15 protein-coding genes and 1 tRNA gene are annotated in these 16,205 nt (G+C 63.2%); 5 read left to right on the top strand and 11 right to left on the bottom strand.

The annotated features are described in order from the left end of the window. Nucleotides 1-147 precede the first annotated feature (147 nt). A complete protein-coding gene (locus OES25_01665) occupies nt 148-3,402 on the bottom strand; it encodes a S8 family serine peptidase (protein ID MDH3626348.1) in 3,255 nt (1,084 codons plus the stop codon). 238 nt (nt 3,403-3,640) lie between these two features. Here OES25_01665 and OES25_01670 point away from each other — a divergent pair, with 238 nt between their 5' ends. Genes OES25_01670 through OES25_01685 form a run of 4 tightly spaced genes read left to right on the top strand, consistent with a single transcriptional unit; the run spans nt 3,641 to nt 5,513 of the window. Beyond that, nucleotides 3,641-4,165 (top strand): hypothetical protein, encoded by a 525-nt coding sequence (locus OES25_01670; GenBank protein MDH3626349.1) that lies wholly within the window; start codon nt 3,641-3,643, stop codon nt 4,163-4,165. Nucleotides 4,166-4,195: 30 nt separating this feature from the next. Then, nucleotides 4,196-4,690 carry an RNA polymerase sigma factor gene (locus tag OES25_01675; GenBank protein ID MDH3626350.1) on the top strand — a complete coding sequence of 165 codons (495 nt, stop codon included), beginning with the start codon at nt 4,196-4,198 and terminating at the stop codon, nt 4,688-4,690. Further along, a complete protein-coding gene (locus OES25_01680; protein ID MDH3626351.1) occupies nt 4,687-5,073 on the top strand; it encodes a hypothetical protein in 387 nt (128 codons plus the stop codon). Before OES25_01675 ends, OES25_01680 begins: the two co-directional genes overlap by 4 nt. Beyond that, nucleotides 5,070-5,513 carry a hypothetical protein gene (locus OES25_01685; GenBank protein MDH3626352.1) on the top strand — a complete coding sequence of 148 codons (444 nt, stop codon included), beginning with the start codon at nt 5,070-5,072 and terminating at the stop codon, nt 5,511-5,513. Before OES25_01680 ends, OES25_01685 begins: the two co-directional genes overlap by 4 nt. A 36-nt stretch (nt 5,514-5,549) precedes the next feature. Here the strand turns inward: OES25_01685 and OES25_01690 are convergent, their stop codons facing one another. From OES25_01690 to OES25_01700, 3 genes are all read right to left on the bottom strand, one after another. Beyond that, nucleotides 5,550-8,702 carry a metallophosphoesterase gene (locus OES25_01690; GenBank protein ID MDH3626353.1) on the bottom strand — a complete coding sequence of 1,051 codons (3,153 nt, stop codon included), beginning with the start codon at nt 8,700-8,702 and terminating at the stop codon, nt 5,550-5,552. 386 nt (nt 8,703-9,088) lie between these two features. Next, a complete protein-coding gene (locus tag OES25_01695) occupies nt 9,089-9,691 on the bottom strand; it encodes a hypothetical protein (protein ID MDH3626354.1) in 603 nt (200 codons plus the stop codon). 333 nt (nt 9,692-10,024) lie between these two features. After that, a tRNA-Asn gene (locus OES25_01700) sits at nt 10,025-10,100 on the bottom strand. Between the two features lie 177 nt (nt 10,101-10,277). On the opposite strand from OES25_01700, the gene OES25_01705 reads away from it, so the two are divergent. Beyond that, the gene (locus tag OES25_01705; GenBank protein ID MDH3626355.1) at nt 10,278-10,781 is read left to right on the top strand and encodes a hypothetical protein; all 504 of its coding nucleotides are present in this window, start codon (nt 10,278-10,280) and stop codon (nt 10,779-10,781) included. Here OES25_01705 and rdgB read toward each other — a convergent pair. The 7 genes from rdgB to OES25_01740 are packed head-to-tail and all read right to left on the bottom strand — an operon-like array spanning nt 10,778 to nt 16,118. Then, nucleotides 10,778-11,380 (bottom strand): RdgB/HAM1 family non-canonical purine NTP pyrophosphatase, encoded by a 603-nt coding sequence (rdgB, locus tag OES25_01710; protein ID MDH3626356.1) that lies wholly within the window; start codon nt 11,378-11,380, stop codon nt 10,778-10,780. The genes OES25_01705 and rdgB overlap by 4 nt on opposite strands. Then, a complete protein-coding gene (gene rph / locus OES25_01715; GenBank protein ID MDH3626357.1) occupies nt 11,377-12,120 on the bottom strand; it encodes a ribonuclease PH in 744 nt (247 codons plus the stop codon). The genes rdgB and rph overlap by 4 nt, the downstream gene beginning before the upstream one ends. A gap of 4 nt (nt 12,121-12,124) precedes the next feature. Continuing rightward, nucleotides 12,125-12,910, bottom strand: coding sequence for a glutamate racemase (gene murI, locus OES25_01720; GenBank protein MDH3626358.1), 786 nt, complete (start codon nt 12,908-12,910; stop codon nt 12,125-12,127). Further along, nucleotides 12,910-13,542, bottom strand: coding sequence for a GerMN domain-containing protein (locus OES25_01725; protein ID MDH3626359.1), 633 nt, complete (start codon nt 13,540-13,542; stop codon nt 12,910-12,912). The genes murI and OES25_01725 overlap by 1 nt, the downstream gene beginning before the upstream one ends. Before the next feature lie 5 nt (nt 13,543-13,547). Beyond that, nucleotides 13,548-14,702 (bottom strand): N-acetylmuramoyl-L-alanine amidase, encoded by a 1,155-nt coding sequence (locus OES25_01730; GenBank protein MDH3626360.1) that lies wholly within the window; start codon nt 14,700-14,702, stop codon nt 13,548-13,550. Between the two features lie 53 nt (nt 14,703-14,755). Next, entirely contained in the window at nt 14,756-15,847 is a 1,092-nt protein-coding gene (locus OES25_01735; GenBank protein MDH3626361.1) for an exo-alpha-sialidase, read from the bottom strand. A gap of 1 nt (nt 15,848) precedes the next feature. Beyond that, the gene (locus OES25_01740; protein ID MDH3626362.1) at nt 15,849-16,118 is read right to left on the bottom strand and encodes a MoaD/ThiS family protein; all 270 of its coding nucleotides are present in this window, start codon (nt 16,116-16,118) and stop codon (nt 15,849-15,851) included. Nucleotides 16,119-16,205: the final 87 nt, after the last annotated feature.

A 16,205-nucleotide genomic window follows, 5' to 3' on the forward strand; every position in this document is an offset into this window, starting at 1 on the left:
CCGTTGGCCTGTCGTGCCCGGTCATCCGACCGAGCTATAGCGAGATCGGCGGCAACGCCCGTGCCGCGTCGGCCAAGCTGCGCTGGGCCGTCCGCGACACGCCGGCGTAGATGGCGGCATTCGCTTTCATTTGCGCGATCGTGCCGTTCAACGCAACGGTGACTCGCCACACGCGTTCACGCTGGTTGCCAGGTAGAACAACAGCGGGTCGGCACTTACGCCGCCGACATCCACGTACTGAATGCCCGGAGTGCCCCCGTCGACGTCAACGATTCCTCCGGCGAACGGTGCTCCCCACAACGTCGTATCCGCGACGGTCTCGCGATAGACGTTCCATGTCAGTCCACCACCCCCCGGATCATTCCAGGTCAGCGCCACATCATTTGCGACTCGTGCGGCTAGCAGGTTCGCCGGATCGCCGCCCAGTGCACAGACACACGACGCCGCTATACACGCGCGCTCGGTCGGGCAGGCGCTGCCCGACTCAGTGGCTTCGACCGCGTAATAGTAATCGACGTTCTCGACCACCGTCGCGTCCGTGAATGTCGGCGTCCCCGACGTTCCGTAGACGTCCGGCCGGCTGGATGCGTCCGCACACGAGGTCTCGGAGCGATAGACGTTGTAAGCCCCCGAACCCGCCACGCCATCCCACGTCAGATCTAGACTGGTCGGACACGACGCGTTCGAATCCACGAGATTCGACGGTGCTCCACCGGGCCAGTTATCCGCCGTGTAGGGACCGTAGACGGTGACGGTATCGATCCACGCACCCTCCCCCTGCACCGAGCCATCGGAACCAAAACGGAATCGGACTTGCATCTTGGGCCCCGGGACCCCGGTGATGTTGACCAGATGCTCGCGATCGAAGGTATCGCCATCCACACTGCCGCCGGCGCCATCGCCGCCGATCATGTCGACGGCATCGAAGATCGGGAATCCCTGACATCCGTTTTGATCTTGATCCGCGTTGTAGGTCACGTCGGTGGCGACGCTCCAGTCCGGCTCAGCGACTCCCTTGGTTTCAATGACCAGCCCGTCCGCAGCGAAAGTACCGATCGAGGAGCCGACCATCTCTGCATCCATCCACAGCCGAAAGCCCAGTGCGCCGCCGCCGACCGGTGGAACGAAGGGCGTCGTGAATAAGCCTGCGTCCAGGCTGCCGGAATAGGTGGTGCCCGTGCCCAGTCGCATGGAATGGCTACCCGAATGAGAGCGGTCGGTGGTCGGCGACGTCTCCCAGTCGTCGAAATAGGTGCCGCTACATTCGGGAAGATCACCGGTACCGTGAGCCACGCCATGGCCGAACCCCTGGGGTGTGCCATCGTCGAAATCCCAGGTCTGCAACGCCGGACCAAGGTCACGGTTGGCGATGATCGTCATCGTATTTTCCCAGCCCAACGACTGACAGGAGACATCGTCGGCCACCCAACCGGGTCCCGAGATGTTCAGATCGAAATCGATCGAGTGGCTCGTCGGCGCACCGGCCTTGACCCGAATCTGGAAGCTGAGCACCGCGACGTTGAACGGGATCACCTGCACCGGACCCGGTCCGCTGAGGATCTCGACGTTGGGGTCGGCCGATTCCAGCGTCGCTAACGCATCGAACGGCTCGGTCTGGTAGTTCAATACGGGCACCTGGAGGGTCCAGATCTCACCGGGATCGGCCGCACCGTCTGCATCGCAGTCCCCGCTGATTGTCGGACGCACCTCTGCCAGACGACACATCCGCTTGTCGCAGTCCATGAACGCTGTCGCCGAAAGGGGCGTCCCGTCACCGGAAAGGATCGTGGCCGTAATCGTCTCGCCATGAACGACATCCAGCTTGCCGTCGCCGATCACGAGCGGTCCATCGTTGCCGACCCAGGAGATATTGAGTGCGCCCTCGTGATATCCATCTGCGGTCACTGGATTGACGATGACGGTTTCGCTGTCACCGCCTGAAGCAGTCAGCGTCACACCCGGACTGCCGGCTGCAAGTTCGTCCTTCAGCGCGACGGTCAAATCGCCGGTGCAAACGTAGTGAGGCCGGTTCAGTCCCATCCACGGTCCATCGATCATCTGCATGGCCTTGTTGGCATTGACACGGCCATAACCCATGAACTGATCCCAGCCAGCGGTGTCCTCTGATGGCGCGCCGACCTCGTCGTCGCTGCTAAGCCTCATCAGGTAGCGTAACTCGTGGACGTGAAGATTCGGATCCTCGGCACGCAGGAGTGTGGCGAGTCCCGCGGCGAACGGCGAAGAGGACGACGTGCCACCGAAGTAGGTGTAGCCACCGTTCAGTGCCGTCGAACGGGTGTTGGGTCCGGGAGCCGTCAACTCGGTGACGTCATTATATGCGTAGACACGGACGTCGCTCGAATTGGAGCCGCCAACGGGGACCACCTCTTCATACGCTGCCGGGGTGCCCAGGCTGTAACCCGTGGAGTTGATCGCCGACGCGAAACCCAGCGCCCCGAGTGCGGTCGCATACTCCGTGGCGTCGATGACACCCTGCAGCCAGACCGCGCCAAACGTGTGAGACATGTTGTAGGTATGGGCCCCGTTGTCTGCGGCGAATCGCATCGCATCCGCCTCATCCACCGAATCCGACACACGCAGCGGCATCAGTCCGCACTGGTGACAGACACCCGCGACGCCGATCGAGTTATTGCCGCGTGCCGCCGCGATCCCACATGATCCCGTCCCGTGACCATTGAAATCATCAGGGTTTGGGTCTTCGTCGATGAAGTCCCAACCCGGAACGAGGTTTGCGACGAGATCGGGGTGGTCGAGGTCTACACCGGAATCGAGCACGGCGACGATGTGAGTCGGACCTCCAACCTGGGTGTCCCACGCTAGGTCGGTGTCGGCGTCGGCGTCGGCGCTACCGACCGAACCGTTGACGTTTTGCCCCACGTTCACATGGGACCACTGATTGGAAAACTCCGCGTCGTTAGGCGCCGACAGGTGACGCAGCAGATAGACCGGTTCGGCGTACTCGACCCAGGGCTGCCGTGAAAACTCGTCAACCAACTCGCTTACCTTCTTCGAGTCTTGACGGCCGAGTTGCAAGACGTAGAGACGGTCGAGACCGATCTCGCTGAACACGGCCCAGTCGCCGATCGGCGTACCGTGTTGACGCACGACCCGATAACCGTCGGCGATGCCGTGTCGCGCACACATCTCTGCCAGTTCGGGTAATTGTGGGAGACCGTACTCGGGAAGACCGGGGGCGCGAGACGCGGCGTCGGCCTTGAGTTTGACGACCAGGCGATCGTCACGCGGGACTCCGGGTTCGGCACCCACCACACCACTCGAATAGTGCGGAGACGGTACGGCAGGCTCGGCCGCCGACGCACCCATCGTCGCGAGCAGGAGCGTCAGTGAGAATGCACACACGGACGGAAGACGGACTTTCATCGAATGCCCCCTAATCTGACGAGACTGCCGGTCACAGGTACGAGTACCGCGACCTGCGAGGTCGGTCAAGGACGACCGACCCGGCAGCACCCAATCCTTGCATATATCGGAATCTGATGTAGGAGCGTCCGATGAATCTCAAAGGCACCCTTCCCACGTTATTCGTGTCATAAGATCCCGGCTCCGGAACGACTCACTCCTGAACCGGCAAGAATCCCCGGTCGAACAGGAGAGCCTCATGAAGAGATTTGCCCCCGTCGCCTTGCTCATGACCGTCGCCGTCTCGGCATTGGCGATACCGGCCATCGCCCAGGAGTTTCGGCCCTACGACGAACCTCCGACCCGCTTTGAGGAGCGAGTCCAACGACAGGGTGAGGTCGTAGCCAACCACGGCGAACGCCTTCGACCTTCACTGATGGTGGTCGCCCGCGCACTGGAACTGGACGAATTCCAGATCGGCAACTCGATCGAGTTGCTGACCGTCAGACGCCAGGCCGTTCTGCCGCTGGCCCGCGAGATCGACCTTCTCGAGCACGCATTGGAAGAGTTGATCAAGTCCGACGATCCCAACCCCGCAGCGATCGGCGTGTTGGTGTTGCAGATTCGCGAGTTGAGGCAGGCCATCGGCTCCCACCAGCAGACGTTCATCGAGGCCTTCGTCTCGCAATTGGACGAAGACCAGCAGGGACGACTGGCACGGATCAACCTGGCCGCGTCGGTGGCACCGGTCCTACCGGCGTTCAAGAAGTTGGGTCTGGTCTGATTCCGCTCCGGAATCGACTAAACTCAGGTGATGACAGAGCCCAGGGCGCAGCTGGAACAGCACCACGCCGACGCCTTCGCCTGGGCGGTCAGCTGCTGTAAAGGAAACGGAACGATGGCGGAAGACGTATTGCAAACGACGTACCTCAAGATTCTCGAGGGTCGTGCGCGGTTCGACGGCCGTTCATCGTTCCGTACCTGGCTGTTCTCCGTGATCCGTCATACCGCACTCGATGGTTGGCGCTCGCCGTGGCACAAGCGTCGTCGCTCGATGACCGACGCCGACCTGCAACGACCGGCACCGTCGTCGGACGCCGATGTCGTCGACCTGTCCCGGGTGGCCGACGCACTGGCCGGACTGGCACCACGACAGTCGGAGGTGTTGACCCTGGTCTACGGTCACGGGATGACCGTCCGCGAGGCGTCGACGGTGTTGGGGATCTCCCAGGGCAGTACGTCCCAGCATCTCCATCGTGGCAAGCAGAATCTCCGCGAGCAGTTCACGAACACCGGTGAAAAGAAATGATGCAGGACAAGGATCTCGAGCGGGCGATCCAGCAGGTCACCCAACAACGGAAAGACGACGCACCGTCGTTCGACACTCTGATCGAGAAGCCCCGTCGTTCGGGTCCGTCGCCGGCTCGTTGGTGGGCGGCGGCGGCGGCGGCGATCGTGATCCCGGTGGCGCTCTTTATGACTCTTCGAAACGACGAACCCGGCCACGAAAACGAATTGGACGCGTTCGACACCATCATCGCCTGGCAGGCACCCACCGATGTTTTCTTGCCGTCCGCAATGGACGGCTGGGACACGGGTGTCCCGCCGCTTGGCTCCACTGAATTGACGATTTACGACGGCACGCCCGCAGAGACCGCGACCGCCACTGCCGAAGACGAGGTGACCCCATGAAGATTCGGATTTCCGCATTGGCCGTCGCGCTATTGCTGTTGTTTTGTTTGCCTGCGCTGGCTCAACGACCGGCCCAGGAGGCGCGGCTGGACGGCGACATGTTCCGCCCTGAGTTGATCAAACGATTTCAGGATCAGATCGGCCTGACCAAGGAACAGTCCCTGGAGATGTTACGAATCGTGCAAGAGTCCCAGGCGAAGATGCTGGAGGTCCAGTGGGCGATGGAGCCCGAGATGGACGCCATGCGCAAGCTGCTGGCCGAGACCAGGGTCGACGAGGACAAAGTCAAGAAACAGTTGCGATCGATCACCGCCAACGAAGCGACGGCGAAGGAACTACAACTGATGCTGATGGTGCGGATCAAGAATCTGTTGACCGCCGACCAGCAGTCCCAGCTACGACGGCTGCGGGAACAGCGGATGGGACGACGACGGCGTTAGTCCGCAACGTCGCGGCGGGCGACGAGTGGAACACTCCTAAGGGCAGTTTCCGGTCAAGTGCCTGCACTGCCCGACAGGTTGCCCGAGATCGAACAGGCACAGGTCCGTGCTGCAAGCCATGTTGTCGTCGCACTGGGCCTGATTCAGGCATTCGCAAACGTCACCGATCCCGTTGTCGTCGTTATCCGCCTGTCCCGGGTTCCAGATGAACAGGCAGTTGTCGCACGCCTGACCGACGCCATCCCCGTCCAGATCCAACTGGCTCGCATTAGAAACCTCGGGGCAGTTGTCACATTCATCGCCGACGCCGTCGCTGTCGGTGTCGGTCTGGGACGGGTTGGCGACGAAGTCGCAGTTATCGCAGTCGTTGCCGAAACCATCGCCGTCGGGGTCGAGGCCGCCACCGGGTCCGGGGCAGAAATCGCACGCGTCGCCCAGGCCATCGCCGTCGGAGTCTTCCTGGCCCGGGTTGGGCTGGACCGGGCAGTTGTCGAGCGGGCAGCTGTTGGGGAAGCCGGGGTTGCCGAAGCCGTCGTCATCGGTATCCGTGCACATATCGCAAGCGTTCCCGGCACCGTCGCCGTCGAGATCTGCTTGCGACGGGTTGGGGTCCGCAGGGCAGTTGTCCCCGGCGTCACACACTCCGTCGGAGTCGCCGTCGGGTCCGTCGTCTGCCGGAGCGTAGCCGCCGTTCGAACAATCGTCGCAGCCGTCGTTGTCAGTGTCGGAACACACGAACGGGTCGCCGTCGTTGCTGTCCGTGGCCAGGTTTAGACACGTCACATTGCCCAGGTTGCCGTTGCCAAGACCGTCGGCATCGGCGTCGGTGCAGGAGTCGGTCAGGTCGCAGATCTGATCGTTGTCGCCGTCCGGTCCATCGTTAGCGATGTCAAAGCTGCCGCTGGCGCAGTCGTCGCAGCCGTCTCCCTCGGTATCGCTGCAGCGGAACGGATCCAGGGGGTGGCTATCCGTGGCGTCGGGGACACCGTCGTTGTCGTCATCGGAATCGCAGACGTCGCCCTGGCCGTCGTTGTCGGTGTCGATCTGGCTCGGATTAAAATCGTTCGGACAGTTGTCGACGTTGCCGCACAGCCCGTCCAGGTCACCGTCGTCGAGCGGATCCGCGGGGCACACATCGCAGTCGTCACCGGCGCCGTCGCCATCCTGATCCTGCTGGGTCGGGTTGGGGGTCAGGGGGCAGTTGTCCTGCGCGTCGCAGTACTGGTCGCCATCCGCGTCGTCCGCGGCCGGACAAGCGCAGGCCGCAGTGCGTCCTTGTAGACCGAGGTCGCGCGATTCCGTCTGGCCGTCGCCGAGCGTGTCGTACGTGCCGGTTTCGCCCGCGCAGCTACGGCCCCGCACGACGTAATACAGCGCTTGACCGGGCGCGGGTGATGGCGTGTCGCTCACCTCAGCCTCGACGCCGGCGGTCAAACACGCGATCTCGGTACCGGCGTAGTCGCCGCCCGTGCGCAGCGCCAGAAGGTCCCCCTCGACCACGTCGTAGCCGGTGGCCTTCGGGTCCGGTGTCCACGAAACCAGGCCGCCTTCGATGCCCAATCCGTCCAGGGTGTCGGGGGCGCCGGCGGTGACGCAAACAAGATCGAGCTCCAGCGCCACGTCGCTGCCCGCCGAGTTGGCCACGCTGAGCTTGACGCTGTACAGCCCGGGTTGGCTGTAGTCGTGGCTCGTATCTTTTGTGGTCGCGTCGACCTGGTCGTCGTTCTCGAAATCCCAGGACCACACCGTCGGTTCGTTCGTCGTAAGATCGGTGAAATCGACCGTCTGACCCACCTGCGCGGTCAACGGTGCTGCAACGAAGCCGGCCACCGGCGGCAGCGTCGGTCCGCCTTTAAAGATGGTGTACTGATCCAGCACCGCGCCCAGGTTGTCGAGGAAGCGCGCGTCGAGCCGGTTGCCGTCTATATCCAGCACCACCGACCCGAGCGACGGCAGCGAAAGGACCATCGCGGGATGGTTGGGCTGCGGGCCTCCCAGGTCCATCCCGACTCCCGTCGCCAGTTGCCCCGAGCTTCCGGCGACGGTGTACACGGCGCCGGTGTTGGGGGTCACCCCGGCGGGTTTGTTGTAGGCGCCGTCTCCGGCGATGTCTCCGTCGCCGCCGTCGATCTTCATGCCCTCGACGAACGTGTCCGAGAAGCCATAGTGCCCATCGATCAGGAACGATCGCTCGTACGAGTGACTGTGCCCACTGAGGACCAGATCGACGCCGTGGCTCTCCAGGATCGGCACGACGTTTTCACGCATGTCGATCAGCCGGCCGTTCGAATCGCCCGCGTCGTCCGAATCGTGGCTGCCTTTCGTATACGGCGGATGATGCCAGAAGGCGACGATCCAGTCCTGCGAGGTGCTGATCAGGTCGGCGGCCAGCCAGGTCAACATCGGGCTGCCCGGAGAACGGTTCGAATTGACCGAGTCCAGCACGACGAAGTGCACGTTGCCGTAGTCGAAGGAGTAGTACGCCTCGGAGCTCGACGGCAGTCCCCCGGCCTCACCGCCGGTCGGTAGCGTGAAATTGTCGTAGTACGGCCAGCTCGAGGTGGTGCCGTCGAACAGGTCGTGGTTGCCGATCGTAGGCCACAGGACGGACTTGATCAGCATCTCCGGGTAGATGTCGAACAGTGCAGTCTGATACTGCGCGTCGGTGCCTTGCCCGTAGGCATTGTCGCCCAGCATCAACCAGAGGTCGGTGTGCCGGGTTCCCGTAAACGCGTAGTACGCATCGCGTACGGCGATCGCGTTCGAGTTGCCTGTCCCCGAATCGCCCAACGCCCAGATGCGCATCGGCTTGGGCGTGCCCGCGAGCGGCGCCGTGACAAAGAAATGATCGGCGTCGTTGCCGGCCAGAGTGCCCGAGATATCTGCGATCGCGTAGTAGTACCGGGTGTTGGGGGTCAGCCCGCTCAAGATCAACTCGTGCTCGGTCACGCCGGCAGCAGCGTTGACCTCCATGTCGAGCACGCCCGCCGAGGTGCCGTAGAGCACGCGTGAATCCGTCGCAAGATCGGTGCGCCAGCGCACGATTACCTGATCGGAGTTGCCCTGTTGCAGGTAGGGACCGCGGTCGACCTGGGTCCCCTGAGCCGAGGCCGCGGCGCAAGCGGCTATGACACAGACGCACCCGAGGAGGGTCCGAACCGTCGATTGCAGTGGATTTGCACGGCGCATTTTCAACAATCTTATACAGCGCATCACGGATCGGTGCAGCAGGTAAGTGCACCTCTCCCCTGTTAACCAAGGACAGAGGCTCCGCGCGACGTAGAGGTTGGCTCGCCACATGTGCCAGTCGTCTGCCGAATGGCTATTTTCCGCTCATCTCGCAACGCCTCCAGAGCTTCAATATCCGCCCTATCCTCTGGACGTCCAGTCGTTTTCTTCATCGCGATCAGATCTTCGATGGATGCGACGCGAACGGAACCACTCGACAACTCGATCATCACAGACCTCGACCACAATTCGTCGAACGGAATTGATGCATGATTTTGAGGAAGGACACAACAAGAAAGGGCGGCCCGCGGGGCCGCCCTCTCGAGACTTCGATCAGACACGAGGCGTTACTGCGTCTCGGTCTTCTCCTCGTCGGCCACCATCGCAATCAACTCGGCCTTCGAGTGCTCGCAGCCACCCGCGGCGCGCTCGGCCAGATCGGCGACCTTCTTGTCCTCGGAGGCCTTGGCCATCTGGATCAGTTTTGCCTCTGACGCGGCGCAGCCACCCTTGGCGTTCCGGGCGAGCATGGCCATGCTGGGTGCGTCGCCATGCTGGCCACCCATTTCGCGGACCAGGGCGATTAGCGCGGCCTTGGATTGTTCACAGCCTCCCTCGGCCTTCTCGGCGAGCGTGATGGCCTCCTGGTGACCGGACTCCCTGGCCATCGCGATCAGCGCGGTCTTGGAATGTTCGCAACCTCCCTCGGCCTTTTCGGCCAACTCCATCGCCTTGGCCACCTTGGCCATCTTGGCGCTGCAATCGGCGCAATTCTTGCCGCATTCATGGCCGGCCTTGGCCGCGCACTCGGCGTGGTCCGTACCGCACTCATGAGACGCGGCCGTAGTCGTCTCGGATTTACCGTGGGACTCGCTGCAGTCGGCCAGGGCCAAACCTGGCGCCACCACCACAGCCACCACCAAGATCACCAGCAGACGGATTGCTCGCATTCCAGATCTCCTCTAGATTTCAATAAAGATAGACTTCTTTTCTGAGACGGGATCAAGACACCGTACCGGGAAGCCCCGGGTCGGGCAACTCGGATCATGTAAAAAGACGCAAACAGGCGGGTAGGCGGAGCAAGAGTGAATCGCCCCGGCTCCCCTAGACACTCTTGCGTGAGAGCAAGAGAGCCACTCCTCGTTCCTCCCGACTCACTACGTGGGTGGAGCGTACGAGTCAGCCTTGAACCTAGCCGTGACCCGTCGAATCGTCGAGGACACCCGGCCAGCCACACCTCTCCCCTGTTAACCAGATGCAGAGGTTCCGTGCAGCGCGATGTTTGGCTCCTGAGACAGGACTCGAACCTGTGACAAGGTGGTTAACAGCCACCTGCTCTACCAACTGAGCTACTCAGGACCATTTTCGTGCGCGGTCTCGCGACCCAGGGAAAGTTACCACCGGACCCAGGGTGCGTCAACATCGAGGAATGCCGCGTTTTCCTGAGTTTCCGGCACATCCCACGTCCGGGATCGCCTGTTAGAATGCCCGCACCCGAGGCCATTGTGGCCGCACCAAAGTCCATGGAGTCCCCCGATGAACTCTCGTGTCATGACCGGCATCAGCCTGATCGTTGTTGGCCTGGTGTTCTTCCTGAAGGCCTACTTCGATATCGATTTCGGTCCGCTCGGCTGGACCCTCATCGGACTCCTACTGGTCGGCGGTTATTTCGCCACTCGTTCCTACGGTGCGTTGATCGCCGGTTGCATCCTGGCCGGCTACGGCATCGGTGCGTTCGGCGATGACCGCTGGATGGTGATGCGAGAGTTTTCGCTCATCGGACTCGGCATCGGTTTTATCCTGATCTACGTCATTCAGATGCTGGTGGAACGTAAGGCCGCCCGCTGGCCGCTGATTCCCGGCATCATCCTTGTGATTCTCGGTTTCAGATCCTGGCGTCGGTTCTGGACATTCCTGTTCTCCCCCGACGGCTGGCCGATCATCCTCATGATCGTAGGTGCGTTGATCCTGTTGGGCGGACTGCGAAACAAGATCGGTGCCGGCGACAAGAACGTCGCCGTCGAGAAGACGGAAGACTAACCGCGCAGCGACTTAAGTAATGACGCGATCGCCTGACCGCGGTGGGAGATCGCTTGCTTGGCGGCGGGGTCCAGCTCCGCCGTGGTGCAGCCCGACGGTGGGTGGAAGAAGATCGGGTCGTAGCCGAATCCGTTCTCGCCTCGCGCCGACTCCCCCACGTCGATGATCCGCCCCTCGACCACACCGCGGTGGACGCTGTGGGTGACGCCGTCTTTCGCCAGCGCAAGCAGGCAGACGAAGCGGGCGGTTCGGTCCGCCGGATCGGTTCGGCAAGTAAGAGCGCTCAGCAACCGATCGTTTCTGCCGTCGTCGTCCAGCCCCGGTCCGCCGTAGCGGGCCGACTGGACACCGGGCGCTCCATCTAACGCATCGACTTCCAATCCCGAGTCATCGGCCACCACCCAGTCGGGTGTCCGGAGTGAGTAGCCCTCGGCCTTGAGCCGTGCGTTGGCCTCGAAGGTGCGGCCGGTCTCTTCGACTTCGGTGGTGTCGTCCAGCGCGTCGAGTCCGTGAACCTCGATCCCGACCTCGGCGAAGGCCCGCTGGAACTCACGAACTTTCCCGAGGTTGCCGGTGGCAACGACAAGCGTCCGGATCATCCGATGCGCAGTTTGTCCAGGGCCGGGCCCAGCAACTCGGACTGTTTCTGGCTCAGAGCGTCGATGCCCATGTCCCCGAGCTCCAGCATCCGATCCAGCTGTTTGCGATCGAAGGGTGTGGTCTCGGCGGTGCCCTGGAGTTCGATGTACTCGCCTGCGTCGTTTCGGACGATGTTCATGTCGACGGCGGCGGCCGAGTCTTCGACGTAGTCCAGGTCCAGGACCGGGGTGCCCTGCACCACACCGACGGAGATGGCGGCCAGCGTCGCGGTCAGGACGGGACGTTTCAACACGCCCTTCTCCTGTAGACCCGCCAGCGCCAGACACATCGCGACGAAGCCGCCGGTGATCGAAGCCGTGCGTGTGCCGCCGTCGGCCTGGATGACATCGCAATCGATCCACAAAGTGCGATCGCCCAGCTGCTTGCGATCGACGACACTTCGCAGCGCGCGACCGATCAGTCGTTGGATCTCCATCGTTCGCCCCGAGGGGCGACCGCGGTTAACCTCGCGCTGAGAGCGGCGATCGGTGGCGGCCGGCAACATGGCGTACTCGCCGGTAACCCAGCCTTCGCCGGAGCCGACGAGGAACGGCGGAACCCGATCCTCGACGCTGGCCGAGCAGAGCACCCGCGTACGCCCCATCGAGATCAGGACCGAGCCTGCGGGATTCTCGAGATAGCCCGGGACCATCTCGACACTTCTCAACTGTTCGTCCGATCGTCCGTCGTGTCGTGCCATCCGGCTATTCTCCCTCGATTCGAGTCTGATGCAAGGCCTCGATTTCCCGACCGAGGAATCTCTCTGCGACGGTCTTGAACGGCGCCGGCACGTCGGTCACGTAGAACTCACGGATCGGCTCGGCGGTCGCAGCCGTCGTCTGCTCTGCGACCTGGGTCGCCACCGCCTCGGCGGAGTCGACCAGGGTCACTCCCTCGCCCATCACTCGGCGGATCACCGTTTTCAGGAGCGGGTAGTGGGTGCAGCCGAGGACCAGCGTGTCGACGTCGGCCTCCTGGATCGGTGCCAGGTAGCGCCGGGCCACCGCCTCGGCGATGTCGTCGTCGACCCAACCCTCCTCGGCCAGCGGCACGAAGAGTGGGCATGCGGCCGCCACGACCTCGGCGTCGTTCAGTTTCGCAAGGACACGGCTGTAGGCGCCGCTGCCGATCGTCGCCCGTGTTCCGATGACGCCGATCCGCCCGTTGCGCGTGGAAGCGGCGGCCTGTCGGGCACCGGCCTCGATCACGCCCATCACCGGACGACTCAGCTGCTCGGACAGGATCTCCAGGGCCACGGCGGAGGCGGTGTTGCACGCGACGACCATCAATTTGACGTCGTGGTCGCGCATGAAGTGTCCGGCCTCGGTGGCGTAACGCCTCACGGTCTCCGCCGACTTGGTGCCGTAGGGCACCCGGGCGGTGTCGCCAAGATAGACCAGGGACTGCCCGGGAACCGCTTGCTCCAGGGCGCGGAAGACCGTGAGCCCTCCGACGCCGGAGTCGAAGACACCGATCGGTCGTGAGTCCATCAGTTCTTCACGCCGCCGGAGCCGAGGATCCACTGGTTATCCGGTGGCAACGGCCGACGAAGATCGAGATGGCCGTTCAGGGAATCGACCGGTTGGCCGTTGATCAGGATTCCGACACGGCGAACCTCGCGAACATTCAGGGCCACGGAGTCGACGATCGAATAGACCGCCAGGAGCTCGCGCTGACTGCCTCCACCGAGACTCTCGCTGAGCTCGGGGGTGAAGTCGAGATAGGCGGTCCCGTTCTTGAGGACGAACGCCTGACGCAGACGGGTCCCCGACGGCAACGAACGGAGCGCGTTCCGGGAGTTGGGCCCACCGATCAGGTCGGCAACGATCTGCTTGACGCGATCGGTCGGCGTCGCGGTGTTGAAGATCTCGTGGTACTCCCCGACAAGACCGGTCTGAAGTGCCGATGGGAAGTAGAGCTCGATGTTGGCCCGTCGAAGTGGATCGACCGATGTGTCGTCGACGTCTGCACGGTCATCTTCGGTCGGAACCGTCTCCTCGGCTCCTTCGACGCCTTCGACCTCATCGACCTCGCCCTCGACGACGGGAGTCGGCTCCGGACTCCCACTGCAATGCAGGGCAACAAGCAGGAGCAGACTGACCACGAGCCAACGTCGAATCACGATGACTAGTCCTGTACCGACAGTCGGCGGAGGTTGCTCAGGTAAAGCTTGACGGCCGTGGTCAATGCCTCGACCGTCCGGCCGCGATAGGCACCGTCACGAAAGCGGGACTCCTCCTCGGCGTTCGAGATGAAACCGACCTCCACCAGGATCGCCGGCATCGTCGCCCCCATCAGGACGCGGAACGGAGCCTGGCGAACTCCACGGTTCCGTGTGCCGGTGAGAAGATTCAACTGGGTCTGGACCGACTCGGCCAACAGACTGCTCTCGGCCAGATACTGGTTCTGGGCCAGATCCCACAGGATCAGATCGAGATCGTCGCCGTCGCTTCCCTTGGGAAGCTTCCCCGCATCCACACCGGACGCGCGATTCTCGAGGGCGGCGAGGGTGCGAGCGTCGTCATCGGTGGCATCGGTCGAGAGGAAATAGGTCTCGGCTCCGGAGGCCCTGCTCCTTGGCGCCGCGTTCAGATGGATCGACAGAAAGAGATCGGCACGATTGTGATTGGCGATGGCCGTCCGCTCATCCAGACCCACCAATCGATCGTCGTCGCGGGTGAGGACCACCGAGATGCCGGGCTCGTCCTGGAGCGCCCTCCGAAGACGTCGTGCAAGGTCGAGAGTGACTTCCTTCTCTCGCAGTCCCGTCGGACCGACGGCACCGTTCTCCACGCCGCCATGCCCGGGATCGATCACGACCACGGTACCGGACCGCTTGCCGCTTCCCGGAAGCTGAGTCTTGATGGACTTGCGACCGGCGTCGCGACTGGAACGACCCCGTGTCCCTCGAAGATCCAGCACCAGACGGAACGGGTGACGGAGTTCGAAGTTCTCGAAGGCGCGATAGTCGTCGCCGGTATGGAACGTCAACGTATCGGTAGCGGTGATATCGAATCGACGCAGGATGGTGTCGCCGGCAGGGACCGCGAACGGCTCGACGCGAACCGGCTGATCGTAGACGATGCGGACCGTCGTGCCTTCCTGGAGGATGTCGTAGCCGATTGACTCGCTGTGGCGAAGGACCAGACGGGTGCCATCGGCACCGGCGTCCGCCGTCACCTCGATGCTGACCGGACCTTCAGCGACGGCGACGACCCAGCCGAGGATCGCGATGAGTAGCAGACATAAAGGCGGACGACGAAAAACGCGGGGGGTTCGCAACGTTGGATCTCCAGGCGGTCGAACCCCGAAATTGTCTCACACGGATCGAAGGCTCACAAACTTGTGGCGAACTGCACCTGATAGATCGGTGGCAAGTGACGGGAGACGGTCTGCCATCGCGTGCCGCCGTCCTCGGTTAGCCAGAGGCTACCGGTCGTCGAACCCATCGCCAGTCTCGAGCCGCTGGCGTCGATGTCCAACGCGTGGCGGAAGACCAGATCGTAGGCGTCCTCCTGCGGCAGCCCCTCGCGCTGGACGACGAAACTGGCGCCGCCATTCCGTGTGTGGGCGACCACGACCCTGCCATCGACCGGAACGCGACACTCGTCCTTGACCGCAGGGGCCAGCCAGGCCTGGTCGCCGTCGTCGGGGTGTACCACGACCCCGAAGCCGAAATCCGACGGCAAGACCGTGTCGATGTGCTTCCAGCTCCGCCCCTCGTCGGTGGAGTGGAAGACGCCGTTGTGATGCTGGGACCAGAGGATGTCCGGGTTGGCGGGACAGCGCGCGATTCGATGGGGATCCTGGATCGACGGGTCGTCCTTGCGTTCGGGCGGCATGTAGGCGGCGAACATCCCCGCCGTTCGTGTCTCCCAGGTTGCCCCACCGTCGTCGGTCACCCACGCGCCCCCACAGGAGACGCCGACAACGATGTTGTCGGGATTGTTCGGATGGACACAGATCGAATGGATGCCGGGGTCGTCGTAACCACCGCCGAACCAGTTTGATCGCTCGGGTCGATCCCAGAGTGACTGACAGAGACTCCAGCTGCTTCCTCCGTCATCGCTGCGGAAGAGCGCGCCCGGAATCGTCCCCGCCCAGAGGCTGCCGGGGCCTTTCCCCGTCGACACCAACTCCCACACCTGCTTGACCGACGGCGCGTCGTCGTCATCGGCGTTACCCGGAAACGTCGGTGCGGTGACCTCTTCCCAGGTCTCGCCCCGATCGGCGGACCGATGGAGCTTCACGCCGAAGTGACCCAGGTTGAGGGCGGCGTAAAGGGTCCCGTCTGCCGCGTCGTCGAGGATCATCGTGACCGGGTCGCCGACGAACGATCGGCCGGTGATCTGCCAGCCGTCGCGACGCTCCAGACGAAAGAGCCCCTTGCGTGTGGCGACGTACAACGTATCGACCGGGTTTCCCATGCTAACCTCCCGAGAGCGCCTGCATGACAAAGACCTCGCTATCGTCCCGCAGCGAGTCGCCTAGCCTGGCCCGATCCTTCACCTGATCGCCATCCACGAAGACGACGACATGTTTGCGTAGTCGGCCTTGCTCGTCGACGATGTAACTCTTCAGTCGCGGGTGATCGACGAAGGTGGCGTCCAGTGCCTCGCGAACGGTCGTCGCCGTGACGACCGCTTCGGGAACATCCAGATGACGGCGCAGATTCTGCGTGAACTTGACGCGGGCCATGCCCTAGGTTCTCCGGGCCTTGCCGTTGTGTCAAGCGCCGCGTCGTGTAAGCCCGGCATTGGGCGACAATTCGGGGTACGATTCCCG

The organism is Acidobacteriota bacterium, assembly GCA_029861955.1.
Classification (GTDB): domain Bacteria; phylum Acidobacteriota; class Polarisedimenticolia; order Polarisedimenticolales; family Polarisedimenticolaceae; genus JAOTYK01.

Bases quoted from the DNA above. Each gene is read 5' to 3' on its own strand.
- OES25_01735 (MDH3626361.1), bottom strand. From the start codon at position 15,847: ATGGGAAACCCGGTCGATACGTTGTACGTCGCCACACGCAAGGGGCTC.
- OES25_01680 (MDH3626351.1), top strand. From the start codon at position 4,687: ATGATGCAGGACAAGGATCTCGAGCGGGCGATCCAGCAGGTCACCCAA.
- rdgB (MDH3626356.1), bottom strand. From the start codon at position 11,380: ATGATCCGGACGCTTGTCGTTGCCACCGGCAACCTCGGGAAAGTTCGT.
- OES25_01670 (MDH3626349.1), top strand. From the start codon at position 3,641: ATGAAGAGATTTGCCCCCGTCGCCTTGCTCATGACCGTCGCCGTCTCG.
- OES25_01690 (MDH3626353.1), bottom strand. From the start codon at position 8,702: ATGCGCCGTGCAAATCCACTGCAATCGACGGTTCGGACCCTCCTCGGG.
- OES25_01705 (MDH3626355.1), top strand. From the start codon at position 10,278: ATGAACTCTCGTGTCATGACCGGCATCAGCCTGATCGTTGTTGGCCTG.
- rph (MDH3626357.1), bottom strand. From the start codon at position 12,120: ATGGCACGACACGACGGACGATCGGACGAACAGTTGAGAAGTGTCGAG.
- OES25_01665 (MDH3626348.1), bottom strand. From the start codon at position 3,402: ATGAAAGTCCGTCTTCCGTCCGTGTGTGCATTCTCACTGACGCTCCTG.
- OES25_01675 (MDH3626350.1), top strand. From the start codon at position 4,196: ATGACAGAGCCCAGGGCGCAGCTGGAACAGCACCACGCCGACGCCTTC.
- OES25_01740 (MDH3626362.1), bottom strand. From the start codon at position 16,118: ATGGCCCGCGTCAAGTTCACGCAGAATCTGCGCCGTCATCTGGATGTT.
- OES25_01685 (MDH3626352.1), top strand. From the start codon at position 5,070: ATGAAGATTCGGATTTCCGCATTGGCCGTCGCGCTATTGCTGTTGTTT.
- OES25_01695 (MDH3626354.1), bottom strand. From the start codon at position 9,691: ATGCGAGCAATCCGTCTGCTGGTGATCTTGGTGGTGGCTGTGGTGGTG.
- murI (MDH3626358.1), bottom strand. From the start codon at position 12,910: ATGGACTCACGACCGATCGGTGTCTTCGACTCCGGCGTCGGAGGGCTC.